Genomic DNA, 25,835 nt, shown 5'->3' with positions numbered 1-25,835 from the left:
CGCGCCTACAGACGCGGACGCCAATATCTGCAGGGGCGAATCTTGCATTCTCCCCCTGGCCGTCTCCCTAAACGGGGCGAACACGAGGTTCGCCCCTACGGCATCGCATGCGTCATCTGGCCCCCCTCAAATCCCCCTTTTCTTGAACACGTTGAGCGAGGCGTGGACGGCCGCGACGGCGTGGGGGCCGCCCGCGTAGTAGGCGCAGACCATGATGATCTCCTCGATGTCCTTCCGGGTCATCCCCACGTTCAGGGCCGCGTCCACGTGGTACTCGATCTCCTTGGTCATCCCGCGGGCGATGAGGATGCCCAGGATGACCGCCTCGCGCGTCTTGTCGTCGATGCCCTTGCGCTCGTAGAGGCCGCCGTAGATGTCCTCGGTGACGAAGCGGGCGAAGTCGGGGCTCGCCTGCTCGAAGGTCTTGCGGCGCTCCTCCCCCTCGGTCCCGAACACCCTCGCCCGGTTGGCGAGCCCTCTCTGGTAGAGCGTGTCGTCCGCCATGCGCGCCCTCTCCTCGGAAAAGGATGGATGGATGTCCGGGGATGGGACCACGTTCCCCCCCGCCGAGGCAACCGCGCGGGGGTTGGCGGCCCGGGCGGGAGGGGGGCTATATTAAAAAGAACGATTTCCGGAGCCGGGCCGCCAGGCCGCCAGGCCGGAGAGGAGGCCGCCATGAAGCTCGACGCCGCCAGGTTCGGGCTCGCCATGGGCGCCGTATACGCCCTGGTGTTCTTCGTCCTCACCTTGGTCTCGGCCCTGACCGGCTGGGGAAACGAGTGGATGCGGCTCATCGGGGGGATCTACGCCGGCATGGGCCCCTCCCTGGGGGGCGCGGTGATCGGGGCCCTCTGGGGGTTCGGGATCGGCCTCGTCTTCTTCGGGCTGGGCGCTTGGATCTACAACCGGCTCCTCGGGAGCCGCTGAGGCGGAAAGATGGAGATCCACGCGAAGGAGATGGGGAGCCCCGAGGAGGAGCTCCTCCTCTGCCCGCGCTGCGGCTCCTCGCGCCTGGAGCCCCTGCCGGCGGGCGGGGCGGCGGGGGTGCCCTCGTGGAGCCTCATGACACGCTTCGCCGCCAAGTGCCTGGCCTGCGGGCGGGAGCTCCACCGCTCCTGGGAGGGACGGGTGCGGTTCCGGTATGTGCGGAGCGGGGCGGAGGCTCCCCTCCCGGAGGTGCAGCCTACTTGAGCGTCTTGGCGAGCCGCTCCCCCCGGGCGCGCAGCGCGGGCGTCAGCGTCTCGCCGTGGGGCAGGAAGGCCATGGCCACGAAGACGTCGTCCGTGTTCTGGCCGTGGACGAGGTTGCGGTAGAGGGGCTGGGGATAGAAGGGGCGCTCCGCCTCGGCGGAGGCCCGTTTCCGGCCCTGGCGCATGTAGTGGTAGGCCACGGCGGCGCGCGGGGGCACCCAGCGCTCGCGGGGCCGGCCGTCCGGCCCGAGGTCGCGCACCACGCCCCCGAAGCCCGAGGTGTGGCCGTCGCCGAAGAGGAAGGAGGCTGCTTGGCACTGCTCGCAGCCGTGCTGCTCCGCGAGCCGCACGTAGGGCGTCTCCCGGGGGGACCAGCCCTCCGGGAGGGGCAGCTCGGCCTCCCCGCAGGCGGGGCAGATGAACGTGGTCTGGGTCAGTGCCTCGGTGCCTTGGGCCATGTCCGGTTCCCTGGTCGTCCGGGGGGCGCGATCGAGGCGCCATCCTGCCAGAGGGCGCGCGGATGATCAATCGCGTGTACCGCCCCCGCGCGTGGTTCCCGCCCCGGGGCGTCATGGGCTGGGTGGCCTTCCTGGCCCTGGTGGCCCTCATCCTCGCGGCCCTCATCGACGCCGGCCTGTGGTGGTTCCGGATCAACGGGCGCTTCGGCTCGAAGGCCAGCTTCCTCTCCCACTTCTGGCCCTACTTCAGCCTGGGCGGCGCCCTGGTGGGGCTGCTCGCGCGGGGGGTGTCGAACGTCCTGCGCTCGGTGCCTACGATCTGGCTGCTGGCCTCGCTCGCCATGCAGCACGCGAGCATGCTCTTTCCGCGCGGCGCGCTCCCGCCCCTCTCGGGGCAGATGGTCCGGGTGATGACGCTGAACCTGGGCCCCGACGAGAGCCGCCGCCCGGCCGCCTACGCCTACCTGCGGGAGCGCCGGGACATCGACGTGCTCTTCCTCCAGGAGGTCCACGGGGACGAGCGGAGCGGCGACCGGCCCCGTCTCGCGGAAGCGCTGCGCGGCCGCTACCCCCACGGCGCCTGGCGCGAGGGCCCCGCCTCGACCGGCCGGCGCTTCGGCCTGGGCATCCTGAGCCGGTTCCCGCTGCGCGAGCCTGAGATCATCCCGCTCCCGCCGGGCCCGGTGCCCGGCGGCGTCTGCGCCGAGGCCGACGCCCTGGTGGCCAGGGCCCTGGCGGGGGAGCGCCTCCTCCGCCTCGTGAACGCCCACCTGTGTCCGCCCCGGGTGCCCTGGAAGGACATCTGGAGCCGCGACGTGGGGCTCTCCTTCGGGAGCGTGCTGGACTGGCTCACCACCCTGCGGCTCTACGAGTACGCCCGGCGGGCCCAGCTCATCCACCTGCGGCTCATCGCCGAGGGCGGGCTGGATCCCTTCATCCTGGCCGGCACCCTCAACACCACCCCAAAGAGCCTGGACGTCCTGCGCCTCGCCCAGCGCCTGCGGAACGCCTTCGAGGAGAGCGGCTCGGGCTTCGGCTACACCTACTACGCCGGGCCCTTCGGGGCCATGGTCGACCACGTCTACCACTCCGAGGGCCTGCTCGCCCGCGGCGCCTCCGTCCCCGACCCCGGCGTCTCGGACCACCGGCCCGTCGAGGCCGCGCTGGAGATCCTCCCGCCGGAGCCGAAGGCCAGGCCGAGGTTCTAGGCCTCCGGGGGGCGCCGGGGAACATCCGGACCCGGGAGGGCGTTGATCCCGGAGAGGCGGGGCATCTGCCCCGCCCGAAAGAGAAAGGCGGCGCCATGCGAATCTGGGGGATCGCTCTGGCGGGGTGGCTGGCGGGGGCCGCCGCCGCGCTCGCCGCCCCGCTCCCGCCGGAGATCACCGGCGCGGACGGCACCCCCATGGTCCTCGTCCCCAAGGGGGAATTCATCATGGGCTCCCCGCCGGGGGGTTATATCTTCGGCGACAACGAGCAGCCCCAGCGCCGGGTCTGGCTGGCGGACTTCTACATCGACAAATTCGAGGTCACCAACCAGCGCTTCGGGCGGCATTTCACCCCGCTCGAATCCTACATGGGCACCTTCACGCTCCCCAGCCAGCCGGTGGTGGGAGTGAGCTGGTTCCAGGCCCGCGACTACTGCGCCCGCGCCGGCAAGCGCCTGCCCACCGAGGCGGAGTGGGAAAAGGCCGCCCGTGGGACGGACGGGCGCCTCTATCCCTGGGGGAACGAACCGGCGAACTGCGACTATGCCGTCATGGGGATGGAGCTTCCCGCCTGCTTCCGGGGCTACACCACGTGGGCGGTGGGCAGCCACCCCCGGGGCGCGAGCCCCTACGGCGCGCAGGACATGGCGGGGAACGTGATGGAGTGGGTGGCCGACTGGTACGACGGCGGCTACTACCGCACCGCCCCCCTCCGCGATCCGAAGGGCCCCGCGACGGGCGCCCTGCGCGTGCTGCGCGGGGGGGCTTGGTTCAACAGCGAGGTGCTCCTGCGGGCCGCCTTCCGCACGGGCTTCGATCCACGCAGCGCCAGCCACGGCGTGGGCTTCCGCTGCGCCCGCTCGGCCCCTGCGGGGGTGGTCCGGCGGCCCGGCGGCGTCAGGCTGGCGGGGCGGCGCCCGTAGGGGCCCCCTTCTCCCGCTCGCGCCAGAGCTTGAGCAGGATGCGCGTCTTGAAGCGGGTGAAGCGCTTGTACTGGTGGAACATGTAGAGCCCCCCCGCCAGGGCGATGGCGAGGGACGCCCACCACCAGGGCAGGAACTTAATCAGAGCGAAGAAGGCGAGGATGACCGCCGCCGCGATGAGGTAGCTCCGCGCCTGGCCCGCTTTTTCATCTTTCTCGTACTTCTGGGCGATGCGGGCGAGGAAGCGCTTCTCGTGCTCCAGGAGCCCGCCGCCTTCCGATGCCGCCCCCGGCGCCGCCCCGTGCGGATGCCCGCCGGGATGCCCTCCGCCCGCCATGCCCGAACCTCCTCTCAGATCTCCTCCAGCCGCCAGATGCGCGGGGAGGCCAGCTCCAGGCTGTTCCCCGCCGGGTCCCGGAAGTAGATGGAGCGCCCCCCGCCCGGCCAGTCGATCTCTTTCTCGATTGCGATCTTGAGCCCCCGCAGGCGCGCCCGCCAGCCCTCCAGCTCCTCCTCGCGGACGGCGAAGCACGCGTGGCCCGGCCCCTCCGCCCCGTGGGAGGGGACGCCCAGCTTGAGATCCGGCTCGCGCGTCTTGCGCGGGTTGAAGAGGAGGAGGACGGCCCTCTCCCCGCAGCGGAAGAAGACGTGCCGCCCCGGGGCCCGCTGGAAGGCCTCGAGCCCCAGCGTCTCGGCGTAGAAGCGCTCGGCCTCCTCCAGGTCCTCCGCGTAGAGGCAGGTCTCCAGCACCCCGCGCACGCGGAGGCCCCCCCCGCTCACCGCCGGAGCCTGCCGGAAAAGCCGGAGCGAGGCGCGCCGGCTGCGGTATGATTCCCTTCACGCGCCTCACAGGAGGAGGGGGGAGCCATGGGGTTCATCAAGCGCCTCGCTATCGCCACCGCCGTATTCATCGGGATGATCATCCTGACCGGCTTCGTGTCCGGCATCTTCCGCGCCGCCGTGGGCGAGGAGGCCCGCGAGATCGCCATCCTCGCCGGGGTGCTGGCCGCCGCCGCGGCGGGTCTCCTCTACCTGGTCAGGCCGGGCCTCTTCAGGCCCTTCGCGCCGCCGGGGGGAGGGGCCTGGGCCTTTTTCAAGCGTCTCGCGGGAGCCCTCGCCCTCTTCCTCGCGGTAGTGATCGTGACCGCCCTCCTCGCCGGAATCTTGCGCGCCTCCGCCGGAGGAGCGGGCCAGGAGGCCGTCGCCGTCATCGGCGTGCTGGCCGCCCTCGCGGCCGGGGTCTTCCACCTGATCCGGCCCGGCCTCCGGCGGACGGGGGGCTGAGCCGGCTCTCCTCGACCCGCTAGGGGTAGAGCCCCCGGAGGCGCTTGCCCTCGGCCACCCGCGAGACCCCGAGCATGAGGCTCGCGAGGCGCATCGAGACCCGCTTCTCCCGGGAGAGCGCCATCGCGGCGTCGAAGGCGCGCGCCATGATCTTGCGCAGGCGAGCCTCCACCTCGTCCGCCTCCCAGAAGTAGTGCTCGGTGTCCTGCACCCACTCGAAGTAGGAGACGGTGACGCCTCCCGCGTTCACCAGGACGTCCGGCAGCACCTCGATCCCGCGCTCCGCCAGGATGGCGTCCGCCTCGGGCGAGGTGGGGCCGTTCGCGCACTCGAGCACCACCTGGCACGGGAGCTTCCCGGCGTTCCCGGCCGTGATGACGTTGCCGAGCGCCGCGGGCACCAGCACCTCGCAGGGCTGGAGGAGGATCTCCTCCGGGGGGAAGGGCTCCCCGCCGGGGAAGTCCCGGACCGCGCCGCCGTTCTCCCGGGCGTGGGCCGCGAGGGCCGGGACGTCGAGCCCCCGCCCGTTGAACACCGCCCCCGTCCGGTCCCCCACCGCCACCACCTTCACGCCCAGCGCCGCCAGGGCCTCGGCCGCGACCGAGCCCACGTTCCCGAAGCCCTGGACCGCCGCCCGCATGCCCCCGGGGTCCCGCCGCCAGGCCTTGCATGCCCGCTCGAAGACGTGGACCGCCCCGCGCCCGGTCGCCTCCCGCCGGAAGAGGGAGCCCCCCAGCAGGAGGGGCTTGCTCGTCACGACGCCGTGCACGGTGTAGCCCCGGAGGATGGAGTAGGTGTCCATCATCCAGGCCATCACCTGCTCGTCGGTGCCCATGTCGGGGGCGGGGATGTCCATGTCGGGGCCGATGAAGGGGGCGATCTCGCTCGTGTAGCGGCGGGTCATGTTCTCGAGCTCGCTCCGCGAGAGCTCCCAGGGCCGCACCGCGACGCCCCCCTTGGCGCCCCCGTAGGGGAGCCCCATCAGGGCGCACTTCCAGCTCATCCACATGGCGAGGGCCGCCACCTCCCCGAGGGAGACCTCCTCGTGGTAGCGCACCCCGCCCTTGCAGGGGCCCAGCGTCAGGTTGTGCTGCACCCGGTAGCCCGTGAAGACGCGCGTCGTGCCGTCGTCCATCGCCGTGGGGACCGAGACGATGAGGGCGCGCTTCGGGTGGCGCAGGCGCTCATGGAGGCCCGGGTCCAGGTTCAGGAGCCTCGCCGTCTCGTCGAGCTGGGCGAGGGCGGAGCGGTAGAGGGGGGAGTCGTACTCGGCGGGGGCGGCCTCGATCGCGACGGCGGCCACGGGGGCTACCTCCCCTTCCAGCGCGGCTCGCGCTTCTCGAGGAAGGCGCGGATGCCCTCGGCCTTGTCCTCGGTCTCGCAGAGGGCCGCCTGGGCGATCTTCTCCAGCGCGAGGCCCGCCTGGAGGCTCCCCTCCATCCCGTTGTGGACCATCGCCTTCATGAAGGGGGGGACGAGGGGCGCGTAGGAGGCCAGCCGCTCCGCCATCCGCCGCACCGTGGGCAGGAGCGCCTCGGGCGCCACCACCCTTGTCACGAGCCCGATGCGGAGCGCCTCCTCGGCGTCCAGCGTCTCCCCCATCAGGAGCATCTCCAGCGCCCAGCCCCGGCCCACGAGGCGCGGGAGCCGCTGGGTCGCGCCCCCGCCCGGGATGATGCCCAGCTTCCCCTCGGGGGTGGCGAAGCGCGCCGCCGTCGAGGCCACCCGCAGGTCGCAGCCCAGGGCCACCTCCAGCCCTCCCCCCATGCAGACCCCGTTCACCGCCGCGATGGTGGCCTTCGGGGTGCGCTCCAGGCGCTCGGCCAGGCCCTGCACCAGGGGGACGAAAGAGGTCCGGATGTTCCGGGCCTGCACCTCCTCCAGGTCCGAGCCCGAGGCGAAGGCCTTCTCCCCCGCCCCCGTGACGGCGATGGCGCGCACCCGCTCGTCCCCCGCCGCCCGCTCCACGGCCCGGCCGAGCTCCTCCAGCGTCCCCAGCGAGATGGCGTTCATGCGCCCGGGCCGGTTGATGGTGATGAGGGCCAGCGGCCCCTCGGTCTCGTAGAGGAGGTTCTCGTAGGCCTCGACGGGCATGGGGGAGTCCTCGCGGGGGGGATCGTTGTTCGGGAAGGACGAGGCCCCTGGATTTTTCTCCCTCCCCCTGAGTTCTTTGGGGCGTGGGGGAGGGCAGGGTGGGGGAGACCCTTCGTGGATTTTCCCTCCCCCCGCCCCCTCCCGGGGGGAGGGGGAGCAGCGACAACCCAAAGCATTCTATGCGCAGCGCCGCACCGGCCACCAGCCGGCCGGAGCGGGCGGCCGTTCGGGGAATTCCGTGCTTCGGGGTTCCCCGTCCTTCTAGTTTTCCGACTGGAGCAGCAGGACCGTGTTGATCTGACCCACGGTGATCCCCATGACCTCGGCCATCTTCTCCTTGGTCACCCCCATCCGGAGGCCCTTCATGATCGTGTAGTGCAGCCCTATCGGCTTTTCCTTCGGCGGCTGGCTGTCTCGGGGCGTCACCTTCTTCCTCCTCGCTGGACGGGGGCCCGCGGCCGGGCCCGTCCCACATGCTATAACCGATCCGTCCCCTTTTTCCAGGGTTCGCCTGATCTCCTTTCTTTCGGGGAATGCACGCAATGCGCAACCCCTCCTCCACCCCACCCGCCGTAACTTCAGCGAAGGCGGGCCGCCGCGTCCTGCGCTGCGAGCCCGAAGCGGGGGAGTACCGCTGCCTCCTCGAAGTCGCGCTGTCGGAAGAAGCCTTGGCCGGAGCCCCGGGGGGCGGCCCGGTTCTCTTGGTCATCGGCAAGAACCCCTCCACAGCCTCGGCCACCCGCAGCGACCCCACCCTCGGCAAGCTCGAGGCCTGGGCGAGGCGCGCGGGCTTCGCCCGGCTCCGCCTCGCCAACCTCTTCGGCCTGCGCAGCCCCTACCCCAAGGCCCTGAACGCGGTCCCCTACGAAGACGCCGTGGGGGAAGACAATGACCGTTTCATCCTCCAGGCCGCCCAAGGGGCCGATATCATCCTCGCCGCCTGGGGCAACCCCAACGGGGTCGAGCCCGGGCGCTACGCGAGGCGGATTTCGGAGGCGATGGGGCTGCTAGAGGGAAAAAGCGTGGGAGTGGTGGGGATGACGAGGATGGGGTTTCCCAGGCATGGGTTGGGGTGGAATGGGGGGTGGACGAAAAAATAACGAAATACGATTAAAAGTATGCTAGAATTAGGGAGTGGTTCCGGTTGCCGTTTTGCATGAAAGGATGTGCCGATGGCGATGAATTCATCCATCGAATGGACTAACGCAACCTGGAATCCTGTGACTGGTTGCACCAAGATCAGTCCTGGTTGCAAGAACTGTTACGCAGAACGGTTGGCCCATCGACTTCAGGCAATGGGAAACCCTCGGTACAGGAATGGATTTGCACTGACTCTCCATGATGACCTTTTGACCCTACCGCTCAAATGGTCGAAGCCGCGACAAATTTTTGTAAACAGCATGAGCGACCTCTTCCATGAAAAAATTCCCTTCGATTTCATAGCAAGGGTTTTTGAAACCATGTCTAAGGCACATTGGCATACCTTTCAGGTGTTGACCAAACGAGCTGAAAATTTAGAGAAACTCTCATGTCGTCTTCCTTGGCCTGAGAACGTATGGATGGGTGTATCCATTGAAAGCGTTGAATATACATGGCGGTTGTCTCATCTAAAAAAGGTTCCAGCTTTTGTTCGGTTCGTTTCCGCGGAGCCTCTACTTGGGGCAATCCCGAAGTTACCTCTAGATGGAATTCATTGGGTCATTGTCGGTGGTGAAAGTGGCCCGAGTCATCGGGATATCAAACGAGAATGGGTTCGTGACATTCGCCGCCAATGTGTCAAGGCACGTGTGCCATTTTTCTTCAAGCAATGGGGTGGGACTACGCCTAAGGCAGGCGGGAGATTGTTGGATGGAAAAGTCTGGGATGAATATCCAGTGATTGCCTCAGAGATAAATGAGTGGCGGGGAGAAACGAGAATTGCCCTCTGACGATCTTTGGGAAATTCAACCCCATACCCGAATCAAGCACTACATCCTTCGGCGGTATTTAAATGCATGGTTCCCGATCATGGCGCGGTATAACGATAGGATCGTTTATATAGACGGCTTCGCGGGACGAGGGCGATATAGTAGAGGAGAGGACGGCTCCCCGATAATTGCGCTTAAAGCTGTCTTAGAACACCCATATTTTAGGACTCTAAGGCATGAATGTGAAATTGTTTTTAAATTCATTGAGAGAGATTCTGCCAACAAGGACAATCTAAATTCAGAAATATCACAACTTGAGAGTCAATATGCCATTCCAGATTGGGTGAAGATTGACGTCGAACAAGGAGAATTTGAAAGGGTATTGACACGTCTTTTAGATGGCATAGAGAGCCGAGGTCGAAACCTAGCGCCAACCCTTGCATTTATAGATCCTTATGGGTTTTCTGGTCTTCCCATGAGGCTCATATCCCGGATTTGCCAAAACCCCAAATGCGAGTGCCTTGTTACGTTTATGTATGAGTACATAAATAGGTTCATTCAACATCCGGACGAAAATATTCGTCGACACTTTGACGACTTGTTTGGCGCAAACGATTGGCAAGAAATTATCACTGAAGCAAACCCTATGACTCGTTTGAATGAAATTACTCAGTTGTATCGTCGTCAATTGGTGAACATGGGAGGCTTAAGTTACGTGCGCTCGTTTCAAATGATTAACGAAGGCAATAGGACAGAATACTTTCTGTTTTTTGGAACCAATGACCTGACCGGCCTTAGCAGAATGAAAGAAGCTATGTGGAAAGCGGACCCCATGTGGGGAGAGCGCTTTTCGGATATTAGCAATCCTGCCCAAATGGTTCTTTTTAGTGAAGGTGAAACGGGACTTTTAAAAACGCTCTTGCGGGAAAAATATCGAGGAGAGGAGCCTGTCCTGATAGGTGATATCGAAAGGTTTGTGCTGGTGGATACTCCTTACTCGGAGAAAATACATCTGAGGCGACGGACTCTAATGGAAATGGAAAGAGAATCGCCTCCAACGATTATTGTGAATAGGCCCCCGGGGAGAAGGAACAGGCCGGGAGAGTACCCTGCTGGAACAACCGTAAGGTTTTTATAATGCTATGATTACTTCACGTTATCTCCGCCTGATCGAGCGCATCGAGGACCAGATCGACATCGAGGAGGGCCGGAAGGCGCTGGAGGCGTTGCGCTCCGGGAGGGAGAAGACCGTCCCGTTCGAGAAGGTGGCCGAGCGCCTGGGCCTGAAGCCCAAGGCGAAACCAAGAAGCGCCCCGGCGAAGAAGGGCAAAGGATCGAAGAAGCGTTAGGCGCATCCCCCCCTCACACCCCCATCGCCCCCACCGGGCAGGCGATCAATTTCTCGGACGGGAATTTGCTGAGCATCCGCACGCCGTCCGAGGTGACCACGAACTGCTCCTCGATGCGGGCGCCGTCGTTGCCGTGGCCGCAGTAGGTCTCGAAGGCGAGCACCATCCCCTCCTGGAGCTCCTCGGGGTGCTCGAAGGAGAAGAAACGGCTCACCACGGGCTTGCCCCAGTGGGTGATGCCGATGCCGTGCCCCACCTGGAGCGCGAAGGCCTCGGCCTCGCTGGACAGGCCCAGCTCCTCGGCCGGGGGCCACAGCGCCGCGATCTCGGCCGTGCTGACCCCGGGTTTCACTTTCTCGATCGCCGTGAAGAGCCAGTCCCAGCACCGCTTGTGGACCTCGAGCTGCTTCTTGGAGGGCCGGCCGATGCAGAAGGTCTGGTAGTAGCAGGTCTTGTAGCCGTTGAAGACGCTCACCACATCGATGAAGAGCATGTCCCCCATGCGGAGCATGCGGTCGGAGAAGTCGTGCGGGTGGGGGTGGGAGCGGTTGCCCGAGATGACGTTGATGTTCTGCATCTCCTCGGCCCCGAGGCGGTACATGGTCTCGCGCATGAAGGCGGCGATGTCCTGCTCGCGGACGCCGGGCTTGGCGCGCTCGGCCACCTCCCAGAAGGCGGCCTCCACGATGGAGATGGAGGTCTCGATGAGCTCGACCTCCTCGGGCGTCTTGATCTTGGAGGCATCGAGCATGCACTGCTGGCCGTCCGCCACGGTGAGCCCCTCGGCCTCCAGGGCGCGCAGGATGGGCATCTCGGTGATGTCCACCCCGACCGGGCCGTCCGCCGCCTCCATGTCCTCCAGGTGGCCGCGCACCATGCGGGCGAATTTCTTGGCGTTCCCCTCCACCACGGGGCGGGGGAAGGCCCCGCGCCAGGTGCCGATGGAGGGGTGCATGCGGTCCGCGATCCAGGGGCAGAGGGCGCGCTTGGCCTCGATGGCGCTCCCCAGCTCGTAGAGCAGCGGCTCTTGGCCCTCGGCCAGGAGGGCGCTGCGGAGGAGCTTGTTGTTGGCCCAGTCGTTCGCCTTGGTGCTGGTGATGTAGCGGATCCAGTCCGGGTCGAAGACGAGGAGGGCCGCGAGGCCCTCCCGCTTCATCTGGGCGCGGGTCTTCTCCAGGCGGTCCCGCCGGAGCTTGCCGTAGTCCACGCGGATCTCGCAGTCCTTCGCCATCAGGCCGAGCGTCATGGGGAACCTCCTCGGGAGGGGGGAGCCAGTGGATGGGGTGGGGGGATTGTACGGGAAAAAAGAGAAGAAGCGGATTCTTCGCTGCGGACGGAACGGCGCAGGGGCTTTCCCCCTCTCCCTCCGGGAGAGGGTTGGGGTGAGGGCGCGCGCGATGGCAGGCTCCCTCACCCTGCCCTCTCCCAAGGGGAGAGGGAAAATCATCGCCCCAGGAAGAGCGCCCGGAAGAGGTAGGCCCCCGCCGCCCCCGCGGATCGATCAAGGAAAGACGTTTTGGAATCCCTACCGGCTCCCCACGATCTTGTTCCTGAGCACCCCGATCCCCTCGATCTCCAATTCCACCACGTCCCCCACCTTGAGCCACTTGTCGAGGTCCGCGCCGCAGCCGGTGCCGACGGTGCCCGAGCCGAACATCTCGCCCGGCGCGAGTTCCTCCTCGGCCGAGGCCCACTCTACGACCTTGCCCCAGGAGAAGTGCATGTCGCCCGCGTTCCCCCGGCTCCATTCCTCCCCGTTCACCCGGGCCACCATGACGGCGTCCCGGGAGTTGAAGTCCTCAAGCGTCGCGACGCAGGGGCCGATGGCGGTGCCGAAGTCCTTGCCCTTGTGGGGGCCGAGCCAGAGCTTCATCTCCTCCATCTGGATGTCGCGGGCGCTGAAGTCGTTCAGGACGGTGAAGCCGAAGATGTGGCCCAGGCCCCCGGCCTCGGGGATGTCGCGGCCCCGCCGGCCGATGAACATGGCGAGCTCGAGCTCGTAGTCGAGCTTCTGGGTGTAGCGGGGCCAGGGGAGGTCGTCGCCCGGCCCGATGAGGGTGAGCCGGTTGCCCTTGTAGCAGGAGGGGATCTCGTACCAGAGGGGGTCGATGGCGGTGCCCCGCCTCCTCGCGCCGGCGGCCTTGTGGCCCTCGAAGGTCAAGAAGTCCCGGAAGCTCACGGGCCGGGGGACGGGGGGGAGGAGGCGGACCTCGGCGAGGGGGTGGATGAGCCGCTCGCCGTCCACGCCCCGGGGGTCGGGCCCCTCCCAGTTGGCGTACTCCAGGGCCTCCCGGGCGGCCTCGAGCGAGGGCTCGCCCCCTTCCATGACGCCCACCATGTCCTGGGGAAGCCGGAAGGCGGCGTACTCCCGGAAGCGGGGCTCCCGGCCCTCGGCCCGGAGGCGGGCGGCGAAGGCGGCGGAGAGGTCCACGGCGCGGTCCTCCCGGCCGGGCGTCCCGGCCAGGGCCCCCGCCCGGCGGAGGGGGCCGGCGGGGGTCGCGATCTCGAAGGTGACGAATTTCATCGAGGGCTCCTTGCCCCGCGCATACCGGGGGAAAAGGCGGGAAAATAGGGGAAAATGGGTGAAGATCGGGAGGAAAGATAGCATTTCCGGGCGGGTAGGGGCAGGCGGGGGGAGGCTCGGAAGGCGGCTTTGCCTCACCCCCTCCCCCTCCGGGGAGGACCCCAGAACCGGTGGAGTAAAGTGTCACCCATGTCCCAGGTCTGATGTGTTACCCATGTACCCGGTTTCACAGTGGGGGAGGCCACTTGGCGGTTTCCCTCCCCCCCTCCCGCCTACGCGGGCCGAAGCCGCTCCCGCTTGCGCGAAAATCCGCTCCCGCCTTCGCGAAGCCCGCTTCGGCGGGTGAAGGAAGGTCGGCGGGCGAAGGCCCGGAGGGAGGGGGAGAATCGAATACCCATGGAGACGCGATCCGTATGGGCGAATCCCGTATTCGCCCATATCCCGGGAACCGGGCGAACGCGAGGTTCACCCCTGCGGAGGTGGATGTCTCAGGTCCGCTTTCCCGCGGGATTTCCTCCCCGAGATCGGCCCCTTCATCCCCCCTGCGGGGGCTTGACTTCACCGGGGGGGTGCGGTTAGCTTAGGGCGTTTTCGCGGGCCGCGGCGCCTGGGGAACCCCCGTCGGCGGCCCGATTTTTCTTGCCCTGCCATCACTTTGGCCCCTCCTGCGCATGGCATCCGGCCCTCCCGGGGATCGGTTCGCCCGCCCGGGGCGGGGCCTCGCGGCGGGGCGGCGGAGGGGCTTCATGCCCGCGCGAAAGACGCTCCGGTTCCTCCCCTGGCTCGCCCTGGCCCTCCTGCTGTGGGCGGGGCCCGCGTGGGCCGCGGCGGCCGCGCCCAAGGGCGGCTTCGACGCCTGGGTCCACCAGTTCAACTTCGGGAGCGGGGCGCTCATCCTCAACCCGATCGTCATCCTCATCCAGTGGGCCAACTTCCTCATCCTCCTCCTCATCCTGAACAGGATCCTCTACCGGCCCCTCGGGCGCCTCATGGAGGAGCGCGAGGGCAAGATCAAGGGCGACCTCCATTCCGCCGAGCGCGACCGCAAGGAGGCCCAGGGCTACGTGAGCCAGTACGAGGACTCCCTGGCCGAGATCCAGCGGGAGAACACCGATGCGCTGGTCGCCCTCCAGCAGGAGATGACCGAGGCGGGCCGCAAGCGCATGGAGGAGATCCGGCGCCAGACCTCGGCCCAGATCGAGGAGGCCCGGAAAACCATCGCCTCCGAGGCCGGCCAGGCGCGCCGGGAGCTCGAGGGGAAGGCCCGGGCCATCGCGGCCCAGATCGCCAACCGGCTCGCCGGGCGGAAGGTGGCCTGATGGGCGGGCGGGCGCGCGCGGCCATGTTCCTCCTCGCGGGGCTCGCCCTCGCGGCGCTCCCCCTCCTCGCGCCGGGGCTCGCTTTCGCGGCCGAGGCCGGGGAGGCCCACCACAAGTCCTTCAACCTCACGGAGGAGCTCTTCAAGCTCCTCAACACCCTCATCGTCGTCGGCATCCTCTATAAGCTCGCGGCGCGCCCCCTGCGCAACTTCCTGGCCGAGCGCCGGGAGGGCATCCGCAAGGCGCTGGCCGAGGCCGAGCGCGCCCGGCAGGAGGCCGAGCGCCAGCTCGAGGTCCAGCGGACCCGCGTGGCGGGCCTCGAGGCCGAGCTGGGCCAGGTGCGCGAGACGGGCCGGAAGGAGCGAGATCTCCTCCGCGAGCGGCTCCAGGCGGACCAGGAGGCGCAGGCCAAGCGGCTCCTCGAGCAGGCGAAGAGCACCATCGCGCTCGAGGCGACGAAGGCGCGCGCGGATCTCCAGAACCAAGCCGCCCTCCTGGCGCTGGGGCTGGCGGAGGACATGCTCGCCAAGAACCTGGGCCCCGAGGACCAGAAGCGGTTCGTCGAGGACTACGTGGCCAAGCTGGATAAGCGAAACGGAGGCGCCCGATGATCACGAGCGAGGCCGCCCGCCGCTACGCGCGCGCGCTGGTGGCGGTGGCCGAGCGGGAGGGCGCCGTCGATCCGGTGGGGGAGGAGCTATCCGCCCTCGCCGACATGGTCGCCGGCCACCGGGAGCTCCGGCGGGTGCTCATGAACCCCCGCTTCCCGCGCCCGGACCGCATCCGGATGATCGAGGGCATCCTGGAGTCTGGCGGGGCGCGCCCCCTGTTGCGGAAGTTCGCGCGGCTGGTCCTCGAGAAGGACCGCCTCGCCGACCTCCCCGCCATGGCGGTGATCTACCGCGAGCTCGCCGACGAGAAGGCGGGCCGGGCGCGGGCCCAGGTCAGGAGCGCATACCCGCTCGACGAGGCCCTGGCCGCCCGCCTCAAGGCCAAGCTCGGGGCGATGACGGGAAAGGAAGTGCTGCTCGAGGTCGAGCGCGACCCCGGCCTCATCGGCGGCCTCGTGTGCCAGGTGGGCGGGGTGGTGATGGACGGGAGCATCCGCAACCAGCTCAAGAACCTCCGGGAGACGCTGACGGTTAAGTAGCCGTCCGGGCCCGGCGGACCGAGGGGATCGTTCATGCAGATTCGCGCCGAGGAAATCAGCCAGATCATCCAGAAGCAGATCGAGGGCTTCGACGCCTCCGTGGAGCTGGCCGAGACGGGGACGGTCATCTCGGTGGGAGACGGCATCGCCCGCATCTACGGCCTGGAGAAGTGCATGGCCGGCGAGCTGCTCGCCTTCCCGGGGGAGCTCTTCGGGATGGCCCTGAACCTGGAGACGGACAACGTCGGCTCCGTGCTCCTGGGGGACGACCAGCACATCAAGGAAGGCGACGAGGTGCGGCGCACCGGGCGCATCGTGCAGGTGCCCGTGGGCAAGGAGCTCCTAGGCCGGGTGGTGGACCCGCTGGGCCGCCCCCTCGACGGTAAGGGGCCCATCAACTCCAAGGAGACGCGCAACATCGAGGTCATCGCCCCGGGCGTGATCCAGCGCCAGCCGGTCAAGGAGCCCCTCCAGACGGGCGTCAAGGCCATCGACGGCATGATCCCCATCGGGCGCGGCCAGCGCGAGCTCATCATCGGCGACCGCCAGACGGGCAAGACCGCCATCGCCATCGACGCCATCATGAACCAGAAAGAAACCGACGTTCACTGCATCTACGTGTGCATCGGGCAGAAGCGCTCCACCTTGGCCCAGGTCATCCGCTCCCTCGATGAGCACGGGGCCATGGAGTACTCGATCGTCGTGGCCGCCACGGCCTCCGACCCGGCCCCCCTCCAGTACATCGCCCCCTACTCCGGCTGCGCCATGGGCGAGTACTTCCGCGACAACTCGATGCACGCCCTCATCATCTACGATGACCTCTCGAAGCAGGCGGTGGCCTACCGCCAGCTCTCGCTCATGCTCCGGCGCCCGCCCGGCCGCGAGGCGTATCCGGGCGACGTCTTCTACCTCCACTCGCGCCTGCTCGAGCGGGCCGCGAAGCTGAGCTCGGAGCTGGGCGGCGGCTCCCTGACGGCGCTGCCGGTCATCGAGACCCAGGCGGGCGACGTCTCCGCCTACATCCCGACGAACGTCATCTCGATCACCGACGGCCAGATCTACCTCGAATCCAACCTCTTCTACTCGGGCATCCGGCCCGCCATCAACGTGGGCCTCTCGGTCTCGCGGGTGGGCGGCTCGGCCCAGAACAAGGCCATGAAGAAGGTGGCCGGCACGCTGCGCCTCGACCTCGCGCAGTACCGCGAGATGGCCGCCTTCGCGCAGTTCGGCTCCGAGCTGGACGCCGCCACCCAGGCCCAGCTCAACCGGGGCGCCCGGCTCACCGAGCTGCTCAAGCAGCCCCAGTTCAAGCCGGTCCCGGTCCACAAGCAGGTCATGTCGATCTTCCTGGGCACCCAGGGCTTCCTCGACCAGGTGGCCATCGACCAGATCCAGAAGGTGGAGGCGGACTTCCAGGTGTTCATGGAGAGCCGCCATCCCCAGGTCGTGCGCGACATCTCCGATAAGCGCGAGCTGACCGAGGACATCACCAAGCGCCTGCGCGCCGCCTGCGAGGAGTTCTCCAAGACCATCAAGGAGAAGGCCCCCGCGGCGGCGGGCGCCGCGGGCTAGGGAGAACCGATGCCCTCCCTGCGGGACTACCGGCGGCGCATCCGGAGCGTCAAGAACACCCAGCAGATCACCCGCGCCATGAAACTCGTGGCCGCGTCCAAGGTGCGCCGGGCGCAGGAGCGCATCGAGGGGGTGCGTCCCTACAGCGAGAAGATGGGCGAGCTGGTCAATTCCCTGGCCCAGAAGGTGGACCCGGCCCTCCACCCCCTGCTCCACGACGAGATGAAGGACGACAAGGTCCTCCTCCTCGTCATCACCTCGGACAAGGGCCTCTGCGGCGGCTACAACGCGGCCGTGAACCGGCTGGCGTTCCAGTTCCTCCGCCGGCGCGAGGAGCAGGGCAAGGAGACGGGCCTCGTCATCGTGGGCCGCAAGGGGCGCGCCTTCTTCGCCCGGCGGGGCTACGCCTTCAAGCGGGAGTTCACCGAGGTGTACGGGAAGATCAACTTCCGCCTCGGCCAGGACATCGCGGCCCTGCTCATGCAGTCCTATCTGGAGGAAGGCTACGACGAGGTGCACGTCCTGACGACGGAGTTCTTCTCCATCCTCCGGCAGGCGCCCCGCCTCTCGCGGCTCCTGCCGCTCGCGCCGCCCGTGCCCGCCGCGGTGAACGCCCAGGGCGAGCCGGTGCCGGGCGGGGTGGACTACCTCTATGAGCCTTCGGTGCTGGGCGTGCTGACCGACATCCTGCCGCGCCACATCACCGTCCAGGTGTACCGGGCCCTCCTCGACGCCGAGGCGAGCGAGTTCGGCGCCCGGATGCGGGCCATGGACAGCGCCACAAACAACGCGGCGGAGATGATCCGCACGCTCACCCTGAGGATGAACCGCGTCCGCCAGGCCACGATCACCAAAGAGATCCTCGAGGTGGTCTCCGGGGCGGACGCCCTGAAAGGATAGCGAACCCTCTCCCGGGGAAGCGCCAGCCCCCGGCCCGGGCCGCACCGGCGGCCGCGAGGATGAAGGAGCCCAGGATGAACGAAGGCCGCGTCACCCAGATCATCGGGCCTGTCATCGACGCCGAGTTCAGCGTCGGCAAGCTGCCCGCCCTGAAGAACGCCCTCATCGTCCGGAAGGACCCCCGGATGGTGCAGGCCGGCGAGCGCCCGGAGATCGTGGCCGAGGTGGCCCTCCATCTGGGCGAGTCCACCGTGCGCGCCGTCGCCATGGAGCCGACCGACGGCCTCATCCGGGGCCTCAAGGCCGTCGACACCGGAGCCCCCATCTCGGTGCCCGTGGGGCGCGAGGTGCTGGGCCGCATCCTGAACGTGATCGGCCACCCGGTGGACGGGAGGGGGGACGTAAAGGCCACCCAGAAGAGCCCCATCCACCGGTCGGCCCCCACCCTTGAGGATCAGAGCACCTCGACCGAGATGCTGGAGACAGGCCTCAAGGTCATCGACCTGCTCGAGCCCTACACCCGGGGCGGAAAGACGGGCCTCTTCGGCGGCGCCGGCGTGGGCAAGACGGTGCTCATCATGGAGCTCATCCACAACATCGCGAAGGAGCACTCGGGCACGAGCGTCTTCGCCGGCGTGGGCGAGCGCACCCGCGAGGGGAACGACCTCTACCTCGAGATGAAGGAGTCCGGCGTCCTGGACAGCGTCGGCCTCATCTACGGCCAGATGACCGAGCCGCCCGGCGCCCGCCTGCGCGTGGGCCTCACCGGCCTCACCGTGGCCGAGTACTTCCGCGACGTCGAGGGGCAGGACGTGCTCCTCTTCATCGACAACATCTTCCGCTTCACCCAGGCGGGCTCCGAGGTGTCGGCGCTTCTGGGCCGCATGCCGAGCGCCGTCGGCTACCAGCCGAACCTGGCCATCGAGATGGGCGAGCTGCAGGAGCGCATCACCTCGACCAAGAAGGGCTCCATCACCTCGGTGCAGGCCATCTACGTGCCCGCCGACGACCTGACCGACCCGGCGCCGGCCACGGCCTTCGCCCACCTGGACGCCACCACCGTCCTCTCGCGGCAGATCGCCGAGCTGGGCATCTACCCCGCCGTGGACCCGCTGGACTCGACCAGCCGCATCCTGGACCCGCGCGTCCTCGGCGAGGAGCACTACCGCGTCGCCCGGGGTGTGCAGCAGGTCCTCCAGCGCTACAAGGAGCTCCAGGACATCATCGCCATCCTGGGCATGGACGAGCTCTCCGAGGACGACAAGCTCACCGTCTCCCGCGCCCGCAAGATTCAGCGCTTCCTGAGCCAGCCCTTCCACGTGGCCGAGCAGTTCACCGGGACGCCCGGCGTCTACGTGCGGCTGGAGAGCACCATCAAGGACTTCAATGAGCTGGTCGTCGGCAACGTCGACCACCTGCCCGAGCAGGCCTTCTACATGGTGGGCAACCTGGATTCCGCCAAGGAGAAGGCCAAGTCCCTCGGGGTGAAGGTCTGAGGCGATGGCCGACGGGACGCTGCGCCTGGAGATCGTGACCCCTCACCGCCGGCTGATTTCGGCCGAGGCGGACGAGGTGACCGCGCCCGGGTTCCATGGCGAGTTCGGGGTGCTGCCCGGCCACACGCCCTATCTCGTCCAGCTGGGCGTCGGCATCCTCTCCTACCGGTCGGGGAGCGCCCGGTACTTCCTCTCCATCATCGGGGGATACGCCGAGGTCGGTCCGGACCGGGTGACCATCCTCACCGAGGTCGCAGAGCGCGCCGAGGACATCAACACCCAGCGCGCCCGGGCGGCGCTCCACCGGGCCGAGGAGCGGATGATGGGCCGCAGCCAGGACTCCATCGATTTCGAGCGGGCCGAGCTCGCCCTCAAGCGCGCCGTCACCCGGCTCGGGGTGGCGCGCCAGAGCGGGATGGCCTGAGTTTCTCCCGGCCCCGCCAGGCGAATTCCCCGCGGCCGGACGAAAGCCGCCCTTCCGGCCCGGCCGGGCGGGAACGCCCCCGGAACCCTTTTCCGCCGCCGCTTGTTCTCAAGCCAGAGACCCAGGCCGCCCACGGGGCGGCTCGTTGCGCCGCGGCTCCGGCCCGTGCCGGCTGGCGCTGCGGCATGCCTTTCAAGGAGGAATGCGAATATGAAACCCCGCTTGTGGATCGCCTGGGCCCTCGCCCTGGCGCTCGTTCTCCCGACGGCCGCCTTTCCGGACGCCGACCCGAAGCCGATGGCGCCGATCGGTTCGCCCTATGACCGGGGGCGCCAGGCGGTGAGCGAGGGCCAGTGGGAGACGGCGGTGGGCCTGTTCCAAGAGGCCGTCCAGGAGAACCCCCGGGATCACGCCGCCTACAACATGCTCGGCTACGCGCTGCGCAAGACCGAAAAGCCCCAGGAGGCGCTCGAGGCATACAACCGCGCTCTCGCCCTCAAGCCGGACTACGCCCCCGCGCTCGAGTACCGGGCGGAGGCTTATCTCATGCTGAAGAACCGGCAGGCCGCGATGACGGACTACCAGGCGCTGGTGAAGCTGAACTCCCCCCTGGCGCAGGACCTCAAGCAGAAGATCGACAGCGCCCCCGCGAATTGAGCGGCCGGCGGAAACGTTCAGGGGCGGCCAGCTTGGCCGCCCCTGATTTTTCCGCGCGGCTTCCCGCGCTTCTTGGCGCCGGGCTCAACCCGTCCGCCCTGCCCCGCCTCAGATGGGGGGAATGGACCCTGGCGGCGAGGGGGTCCGGCTACCGGCGCCGAAGAGGAGGTTGATATTCTCCGCCGTCAACTGAACGCGGTACCGGTCGGCCCCGATCCGGCGGAACACCGGGAGGCCCGTCTCGCAGGCCCCCCCGTCGCTCCGGTGCAGGTGGGAGAAGATCACCCTTTGGAGGTCGGCCTCGGGCGTCCGCCGGAAGCGCAGCTTGAGTTCGCGCAGGCTGAATTCGTGGCCGGACGGATATTCGACGAGAATTTTCTTGAGGATCTCATCGTCCATGATCCCCCTCGTCCATTCTAGACGGCGGCTTCCGAAAGCCGGCAGCGGATCGGGGCCTTACACCTTTTCCCGATCAGCCTGACGGCCCGCTGCACCAGCACCGGCAGGTTGAAGGGCTTGATGATGAAGTCCTTCGACCCGGCGTTCAGGCATTCGCGCACCCGCTCGTGCGACACCTTCGAACTCGGGATCATGGACGGCGGGGCATTCTCCGTCGTCGCCGGCTATGAGTATTTTGGCCAGGGCCGGGTCCTCCCTTGCGCGTGGAGGCTGGGAATTTTCCCGATTCCCCGTGGGACCGCCAATTCGGCTTCGCGAGCGACGGAACAGATTGTATAGAATTAATTTTTAAGTGTCAGTCCGGAAAAGCACGAATTTGGCACGGGGGAAATTCCCTAGGGGATTTGCCTGTCCGGCTCTTGCCCGGTCCGCCTCGGATCGGGCGCGGCGCGCAGCCTCCATGCACGGCCCAGCGCCGGGCCGCACCCCTCCCGCCGGACGGCCAAGAAGCCGCCTGGTCCGCGGACTTTTCTTTAAATCCGCATGAACTTGAGCGGGTACTTCTGGAGCGGCCGGGCGCCGGTGCGGGTGATCTCGACCAGATTGCCCACCTGGAGGCCCCGCTTCGCGTCCGGGGTGACGACGTTGGGCTGGACCACCATGAGCATCCCCTCCTGGAAGACGATCTGGTTCTGGGGGCGCTTGATGAGCGTGGCCTCGATGTCCACGCGGGGGTCCTCGATGAGGAGGCCCCAGCCGTGGAAGGTGCTGTCGAAGGTGGTGAACCCCTCCTCCTGGATGATCGAGGCGGCGCGCCGCACGTCCTCGTGGGTGGCGCCCGGCCTGATGCAGGCGAGGATGCGCCTGTAGGCCTCGGCCGCCACGTCGAAGAGCTTCTGGTAGATGGGGGTGGGCTTGGCGCCCACGGCGATGGGCCGGTGGGCCTGGCCGCCGTGCATCTCGTGGTCCGAGGAGAGCTCGGTGAGGACGATGTCGCCTTTTCTTGTCCTGCGGTGGGCGGGGAACTGGTTGGGGAAGATGAGGTGGGGGCGCGCCATGGAGGTCGAGCCGACGAAGATGAGCTGGGGGCCTCCCCCGCGCGGCATGTAGGCGCCCGCGATGAGGGCGGCCAGCTCGTGCTCGGTCATGCCGGGCCGGGCCTTTTTCTCCAGCGCCTCGAACGCCAGGTCGGTGAAGGCGGCGCCCTTGCGGAACCAGCGCAGCTCCTCCTTGCTCTTGACCGCGCGCACCGAGGCCAGGAGGTCGGTCGCCTCGTGGAAGGAGGCGCCCGGGAAGGCCTTCTCCCAATGGACGACGTGCCCGTGCGGGAGCGAGCCCTGGAGGATGCCCCGAAGCCCCACGAGGCCGATGGCCCCCCTCTCCAGGCCGAGCTCCCGCAGGCGGCGCTCCACCTTGGAGGCGGGGTCGTAGTCCACGGCGTCGGTCTCCGCGATGACGCTCATCTGGCGGGCGTAGGGCAGGTAGAGGCGGTTCGACATGTAGAGGGCGGGCTCTCCCTTCAGGGGAAAGACCACGTAGCTGCTGATGGGGTCCTGGTAGTTGGAGAGGTACTTGACGTTGGCGTGGTTGCCGCCGTGGGAGCCCGAATCGCCGTACACGACGAGGGCGTCCAGCCCCCGCTCCCGCATTCTCCCGCGGACCTCTTCGCAGCGCCGCGCGTATTCCTGCTTCGAGAAGCGGGGGTACTCCTTCGCCATGGCCATCGGGGCTCCTCCGGGCGGAAAAGACGACGTTATGAATCGCCCGCCGAGTATAAAGCCGGGCCCGCTCATAAAAAAAGCGCGGGGGGCGCAAGCCCCCCGCGCCTTCGAGCTTCGAGGTCGCGCGCTTTACTTGATCGAGATCTCCCAGGGATGAAGGTTCTCGTCGTGGCTGGGCTTGAACGACACCCGCTTCGTGTTGCCGAACACCTCGTGGATCTTCAGGACGGGCCTGTGGGTCGCGTTCTCGCGCATCCACATCTGGACCTTCTCGAACGCCTCCTGCTGATCCTCGACATCCTCGGTGGCGATCGCCTTGTCCACCATGGCGTCGAATTCCTTGTAGCAATGGGGGCTCCATGCGCCGTTGCAGGCGCTGAAACCGCGCAGCGAAACCGAGGTGTACCCCGCGCCGTTCCCGAATCCCTGATAAAACATGGCGGGGTCCTTCTTGTTGCCCTTCTGGTAAGCCGTGAACGTCCGCCGGTAGAGCGGGAAGACCAGGGACTGGCAAGGGGCCTCGATGCCGATCTGCTGGACCATGCCGGTGATGGACTCGCAGGCCTCCTTGTCGGCCGGGTAGCGGCCCAGGGTGGTGAAGAGGGTGGCCTTGAAGCCCTTCTCGAAGCCGGCCTCCTTCATGAGCTGCTTGGCCTTGCCCAGGTCGTAGGGGTACCACGATGTCATCTTCTTGCTGTAGCCCGAATACACCCAGGGGTGAAGCATCTGATGGTAGGAGTCGGCGTAGCCGCCCAGGAAGGTCTTGCGGATGGATTCCGTGTTGATCGCGTGGTTCACCGCCTGGCGCACCCGCTTGTCGGCGAAGGGGCCGCCGTGCTTCGTGAAGAACCCCATGTAAAGGATGCGGACGCTTGGGATCGCGACCGTCTCCACGTTCGGGTTCGCTTTCACCTCGGGGATGAAGTGGGGCATGATCCCCGTGACGATGTCCACCTCGCCGGCGAGGAGCGCCTTGACGCGGGTCGTGGACTCCTGGATGCGTCGCAGGACGAGGGTCTGGGGCCGGTTCGGGTACATCTTGTTGCCCCACCAGTTGGGATTCGCCTCGAAGACCATCTTCTGGCCCTTGGTCCACTCCTTGAGGATGTAGGGCCCGGAGCCCTGACTGCTCCGCGAAACCTCGGCCGGATCCATGTCCTTGATCTTCGGGTTGACGATGTGCCCCCACCGGTAGAGGAGCTTCAGGATGCCGTTGTCGGGCACCTTCAGGTGAAGGACCGCGGTGTACTTGTCTGGCACCTCGACCCGGTCGACAGACTTGAAGTAAGCCAGGAGACGGCTCTTGGTCTTGGGGTCGAGGATCCGATCAAGGGAATACTTGACCGCCTCGGCTGTGACCGGCGTGCCGTCGTGGAACTTGGCATCCTTGCGGATGGTGAACTTCCACTGTTTGGAGTTGATGCGCTCGAATTTCTCGGCGAGCCAGGGCTTGATCTCGCCGGTGCGCGGGGTCGACTGGACCAGGTTGTCGTAGCCCCAGGGCCAGATCATGGTGCCGATGAACTCGGACTGGAGGTGGGGATCGAAGGTTAGCGGCTCGCCCGAGAGGGCGACGGTGACGGTGCCCGGCTTGATGGCCTCGGCCCGTGGCGCGGCGGCGGCCGCGAACATCAGGGTGAGCAGAACGACAAGGCACTTTCGCATCGGATTGTCCTCCCATTCGGTTTCATAAAATGGAACTGCGGCGGAACCAATCGTGAATCCGGAGAACAGGGGGAGTCCCTGGCAACGGGATGGCATTCCCCCAGGCGGTATCATTTCAATCCGGATGATGGAGGGAGATGGTAGCCCTTCCGGCCGGAGGGGTCAATCCCATAAAAAAGGGGGGGCGCTTTCGCGCCCCCCGGGTGAATCGATAGGCCGTGGCTTACTTCACCGAGATCTCCCAGGGGTCGAGCCCCTCGTCGTGCCGGGGAATGAACCTGACCCGCTTGTTCACGCCGAAAACGTCATGGACCTTGGTCACCGGCTTGTGGGTGGCGTTGTCGCGCAGCCACATCTGGATCTTCTCGAACGCGGCCTGCTGCTCCTCGACGTCCGCGGTCCCGATGGCCTTGTCGACCATGTCGTCATACTCCTTGAAGCAGTGGGGGCTCCAGGCCCCCTTGCAGGCGCTCATGCCTCGGAGCGAGACGGCGGTGTCGCCCGCGCCGTTGCCGAAGCCCTGGTAGTAGAACCCGGGCTCCTTGCGCTTGCCCTGCTGGAAGGCGGTGAAGGTCTGGCGGTAGAGCGGGAAGTTCACCGGCCGGCAGGGGGCGTCGATGCCGATCTGCTGGACCATGCCGGTGATGGCCTCGCAGGTCTCCTTGTCGGAGGGATAGCGGCCGATGGTGGTGAAGAGATGGGCCTTGAAGCCCTTCTCGTAGCCCGCCTCCTTCATGAGCTGCTTGGCCTTGCCCGGGTCGTAGGGATTCCAGGAGGTGAACTTCTTGCTTTGGCCCGAGTACACCCAGGGGTGAAGCATCTGGAAATAGGGCTCCGCGTGCCCGGCCAGGAAGGTCTTGATGATGGCCTCGGAGTTGATGGCGTGGTTCACCGCCTGGCGCACCCGCTTGTCGGCGAAGGGCCCGCCGTGGGCGCTGAAGAAGCCGAGGTAGAGGATGCGGACGGCCGGCACGCTCGCCACTTCCAGCTTCGGGTCCGCCTGGAGCTGCGGGACGAAGTGCCCCGGGATGGCGGTGATGATGTCCACCTCGCCGGCCTGGAGCGCCTTCACGCGGGTGGCGTGCTCCTGGATGCGGCGCAGGATCAGGGTCTGGGGGCGGTTCGGGTACTTGGCGTTGTTCCACCACAGCGGGTTGGCCTCGAAGGTCATCTTCTGGCCCTTCACCCACTCCTTGAGAACGTAGGGCCCGGAGCCGTGGCTGTTGCGCGAGATCTCGGCCGGATCCATGTCCTTCGTCTTGGGGTTCACGATGTGGCCCCAGCGGCGCAGGAGGTTCGGGAGGCCGTTCATGGGCGCCTTGGTGCGGATGATGAAGGTGCGGTCGTCGATGACCTCGACTTCCTTGATGTCCTTGAAATAGGGGGTCAGCCGGCTCTTGACCTTGGGGTCGAAGATGCGGCCGATGGAGTACTTGACCGCCTGCGAGTTGAGCGGGGTGCCGTCGTTGAACTTGGCGCCCGCCCGGAGGGTGAACTTGAAGGCCTGGGCGTTCACCCGCTCGAACTTCTCGGCGAGCCAGGGGATGAGATTGCCGGAGCCCGTCTCGGACTGCAGCAGGTTGTCGTAGCCCCAG

General features: G+C 67.4%; 31 protein-coding genes. 17 read left to right on the top strand and 14 right to left on the bottom strand.

Going from position 1 to position 25,835, the window contains the following annotated elements; translation table 11 throughout:
• Positions 1–126 precede the first annotated feature (126 nt).
• The gene (locus HYZ11_08735; protein ID MBI3127673.1) at positions 127–504 is read right to left on the bottom strand and encodes a carboxymuconolactone decarboxylase family protein; all 378 of its coding nucleotides are present in this window, start codon (positions 502–504) and stop codon (positions 127–129) included.
• A 171-nt stretch (positions 505–675) separates the two neighbouring features.
• Between HYZ11_08735 and HYZ11_08730 the strand changes: the two genes are divergently transcribed.
• Entirely contained in the window at positions 676–927 is a 252-nt protein-coding gene (locus HYZ11_08730) for a hypothetical protein (GenBank protein ID MBI3127672.1), read from the top strand.
• A gap of 9 nt (positions 928–936) precedes the next feature.
• Positions 937–1,191, top strand: coding sequence for a hypothetical protein (locus HYZ11_08725; GenBank protein MBI3127671.1), 255 nt, complete (start codon positions 937–939; stop codon positions 1,189–1,191).
• Here the strand turns inward: HYZ11_08725 and HYZ11_08720 are convergent.
• Entirely contained in the window at positions 1,184–1,648 is a 465-nt protein-coding gene (locus HYZ11_08720) for a hypothetical protein (GenBank protein MBI3127670.1), read from the bottom strand. The two genes, HYZ11_08725 and HYZ11_08720, sit on opposite strands and share 8 nt — an antisense overlap.
• 62 nt (positions 1,649–1,710) lie before the next feature.
• On the opposite strand from HYZ11_08720, the gene HYZ11_08715 reads away from it, so the two are divergent.
• On the top strand, positions 1,711–2,856 hold the full coding sequence (locus HYZ11_08715; GenBank protein MBI3127669.1) for an endonuclease/exonuclease/phosphatase family protein: 1,146 nt from the start codon (positions 1,711–1,713) through the stop codon (positions 2,854–2,856).
• 95 nt (positions 2,857–2,951) lie between these two features.
• Positions 2,952–3,779: an SUMF1/EgtB/PvdO family nonheme iron enzyme gene (locus HYZ11_08710; GenBank protein MBI3127668.1), complete on the top strand. Its 828-nt coding sequence runs from the start codon at positions 2,952–2,954 to the stop codon at positions 3,777–3,779.
• On the opposite strand, the gene HYZ11_08705 is transcribed toward HYZ11_08710, so the two are convergent.
• Together HYZ11_08705 and HYZ11_08700 are read right to left on the bottom strand one after the other, a co-directional pair.
• On the bottom strand, positions 3,754–4,116 hold the full coding sequence (locus HYZ11_08705) for a hypothetical protein (GenBank protein ID MBI3127667.1): 363 nt from the start codon (positions 4,114–4,116) through the stop codon (positions 3,754–3,756). The genes HYZ11_08710 and HYZ11_08705 overlap by 26 nt on opposite strands.
• Positions 4,117–4,130: 14 nt before the next feature.
• Positions 4,131–4,538, bottom strand: coding sequence for a VOC family protein (locus HYZ11_08700; GenBank protein ID MBI3127666.1), 408 nt, complete (start codon positions 4,536–4,538; stop codon positions 4,131–4,133).
• A gap of 108 nt (positions 4,539–4,646) precedes the next feature.
• Between HYZ11_08700 and HYZ11_08695 the strand changes: the two genes are divergently transcribed.
• On the top strand, positions 4,647–5,063 hold the full coding sequence (locus tag HYZ11_08695) for a hypothetical protein (GenBank protein MBI3127665.1): 417 nt from the start codon (positions 4,647–4,649) through the stop codon (positions 5,061–5,063).
• Between the two features lie 19 nt (positions 5,064–5,082).
• Here the strand turns inward: HYZ11_08695 and HYZ11_08690 are convergent, their stop codons facing one another.
• From HYZ11_08690 to HYZ11_08680, 3 genes are all read right to left on the bottom strand, one after another.
• On the bottom strand, positions 5,083–6,351 hold the full coding sequence (locus tag HYZ11_08690) for a Glu/Leu/Phe/Val dehydrogenase (GenBank protein ID MBI3127664.1): 1,269 nt from the start codon (positions 6,349–6,351) through the stop codon (positions 5,083–5,085).
• 20 nt (positions 6,352–6,371) lie between these two features.
• Positions 6,372–7,157, bottom strand: a complete 786-nt coding sequence (locus HYZ11_08685) for an enoyl-CoA hydratase/isomerase family protein (protein MBI3127663.1) — start codon at positions 7,155–7,157, stop codon at positions 6,372–6,374.
• Positions 7,158–7,418: 261 nt separating this feature from the next.
• Positions 7,419–7,583 (bottom strand): hypothetical protein, encoded by a 165-nt coding sequence (locus tag HYZ11_08680; GenBank protein MBI3127662.1) that lies wholly within the window; start codon positions 7,581–7,583, stop codon positions 7,419–7,421.
• Positions 7,584–7,699: 116 nt separating this feature from the next.
• Here HYZ11_08680 and HYZ11_08675 point away from each other — a divergent pair, with 116 nt between their 5' ends.
• From HYZ11_08675 to HYZ11_08660, 4 genes are all read left to right on the top strand, one after another.
• Positions 7,700–8,257 (top strand): DUF1643 domain-containing protein, encoded by a 558-nt coding sequence (locus tag HYZ11_08675; GenBank protein MBI3127661.1) that lies wholly within the window; start codon positions 7,700–7,702, stop codon positions 8,255–8,257.
• Between the two features lie 72 nt (positions 8,258–8,329).
• Complete coding sequence (locus tag HYZ11_08670) at positions 8,330–9,085, top strand: phage Gp37/Gp68 family protein (protein ID MBI3127660.1); 756 nt, start codon at positions 8,330–8,332, stop codon at positions 9,083–9,085.
• Positions 9,075–10,202 (top strand): three-Cys-motif partner protein TcmP, encoded by a 1,128-nt coding sequence (gene tcmP / locus HYZ11_08665; protein ID MBI3127659.1) that lies wholly within the window; start codon positions 9,075–9,077, stop codon positions 10,200–10,202. The genes HYZ11_08670 and tcmP overlap by 11 nt, the downstream gene beginning before the upstream one ends.
• A gap of 4 nt (positions 10,203–10,206) precedes the next feature.
• Entirely contained in the window at positions 10,207–10,413 is a 207-nt protein-coding gene (locus tag HYZ11_08660) for a hypothetical protein (protein MBI3127658.1), read from the top strand.
• 13 nt (positions 10,414–10,426) lie between these two features.
• Here HYZ11_08660 and HYZ11_08655 read toward each other — a convergent pair whose 3' ends face one another.
• Complete coding sequence (locus HYZ11_08655; protein ID MBI3127657.1) at positions 10,427–11,659, bottom strand: aminopeptidase P family protein; 1,233 nt, start codon at positions 11,657–11,659, stop codon at positions 10,427–10,429.
• A gap of 279 nt (positions 11,660–11,938) precedes the next feature.
• Positions 11,939–12,937, bottom strand: a complete 999-nt coding sequence (locus tag HYZ11_08650; GenBank protein ID MBI3127656.1) for a fumarylacetoacetate hydrolase family protein — start codon at positions 12,935–12,937, stop codon at positions 11,939–11,941.
• 746 nt (positions 12,938–13,683) lie between these two features.
• Here HYZ11_08650 and HYZ11_08645 point away from each other — a divergent pair.
• The 8 genes from HYZ11_08645 to HYZ11_08610 all read left to right on the top strand — a co-directional run bounded on the left by HYZ11_08645 (position 13,684) and on the right by HYZ11_08610 (position 20,455).
• Entirely contained in the window at positions 13,684–14,256 is a 573-nt protein-coding gene (locus HYZ11_08645) for a hypothetical protein (GenBank protein MBI3127655.1), read from the top strand.
• On the top strand, positions 14,256–14,867 hold the full coding sequence (locus HYZ11_08640; protein MBI3127654.1) for an ATP synthase F0 subunit B: 612 nt from the start codon (positions 14,256–14,258) through the stop codon (positions 14,865–14,867). The genes HYZ11_08645 and HYZ11_08640 overlap by 1 nt, the downstream gene beginning before the upstream one ends.
• The gene (atpH, locus tag HYZ11_08635; GenBank protein MBI3127653.1) at positions 14,864–15,406 is read left to right on the top strand and encodes an ATP synthase F1 subunit delta; all 543 of its coding nucleotides are present in this window, start codon (positions 14,864–14,866) and stop codon (positions 15,404–15,406) included. Before HYZ11_08640 ends, atpH begins: the two co-directional genes overlap by 4 nt.
• Before the next feature lie 33 nt (positions 15,407–15,439).
• On the top strand, positions 15,440–16,978 hold the full coding sequence (locus tag HYZ11_08630) for a F0F1 ATP synthase subunit alpha (protein MBI3127652.1): 1,539 nt from the start codon (positions 15,440–15,442) through the stop codon (positions 16,976–16,978).
• Between the two features lie 9 nt (positions 16,979–16,987).
• A complete protein-coding gene (atpG, locus tag HYZ11_08625) occupies positions 16,988–17,878 on the top strand; it encodes an ATP synthase F1 subunit gamma (protein MBI3127651.1) in 891 nt (296 codons plus the stop codon).
• Between the two features lie 74 nt (positions 17,879–17,952).
• A complete protein-coding gene (atpD, locus tag HYZ11_08620) occupies positions 17,953–19,374 on the top strand; it encodes a F0F1 ATP synthase subunit beta (GenBank protein MBI3127650.1) in 1,422 nt (473 codons plus the stop codon).
• A gap of 4 nt (positions 19,375–19,378) precedes the next feature.
• Positions 19,379–19,798, top strand: a complete 420-nt coding sequence (locus HYZ11_08615) for a F0F1 ATP synthase subunit epsilon (protein ID MBI3127649.1) — start codon at positions 19,379–19,381, stop codon at positions 19,796–19,798.
• A gap of 210 nt (positions 19,799–20,008) precedes the next feature.
• Positions 20,009–20,455 carry a tetratricopeptide repeat protein gene (locus HYZ11_08610; GenBank protein MBI3127648.1) on the top strand — a complete coding sequence of 149 codons (447 nt, stop codon included), beginning with the start codon at positions 20,009–20,011 and terminating at the stop codon, positions 20,453–20,455.
• A gap of 108 nt (positions 20,456–20,563) precedes the next feature.
• On the opposite strand, the gene HYZ11_08605 is transcribed toward HYZ11_08610, so the two are convergent.
• The 5 genes from HYZ11_08605 to HYZ11_08585 form a co-directional block, all read right to left on the bottom strand.
• A complete protein-coding gene (locus HYZ11_08605) occupies positions 20,564–20,854 on the bottom strand; it encodes a hypothetical protein (GenBank protein MBI3127647.1) in 291 nt (96 codons plus the stop codon).
• A gap of 17 nt (positions 20,855–20,871) precedes the next feature.
• Positions 20,872–21,048 (bottom strand): hypothetical protein, encoded by a 177-nt coding sequence (locus tag HYZ11_08600; GenBank protein MBI3127646.1) that lies wholly within the window; start codon positions 21,046–21,048, stop codon positions 20,872–20,874.
• Positions 21,049–21,387: 339 nt separating this feature from the next.
• The gene (locus tag HYZ11_08595) at positions 21,388–22,578 is read right to left on the bottom strand and encodes an aminopeptidase P family protein (GenBank protein ID MBI3127645.1); all 1,191 of its coding nucleotides are present in this window, start codon (positions 22,576–22,578) and stop codon (positions 21,388–21,390) included.
• Positions 22,579–22,704: 126 nt separating this feature from the next.
• On the bottom strand, positions 22,705–24,240 hold the full coding sequence (locus HYZ11_08590) for a hypothetical protein (GenBank protein ID MBI3127644.1): 1,536 nt from the start codon (positions 24,238–24,240) through the stop codon (positions 22,705–22,707).
• A gap of 223 nt (positions 24,241–24,463) precedes the next feature.
• On the bottom strand, positions 24,464–25,835 hold a 1,372-nt coding region (locus tag HYZ11_08585; protein ID MBI3127643.1), incomplete at its 5' end, for a hypothetical protein.

The sequence above is a fragment of the Candidatus Tectomicrobia bacterium genome, assembly GCA_016192135.1.
Classification (GTDB): domain Bacteria; phylum UBA8248; class UBA8248; order UBA8248; family UBA8248; genus 2-12-FULL-69-37.
Note: the sequence above shows the minus strand (reverse complement) of the source record. Positions and strands in the feature narration are given on the sequence as shown.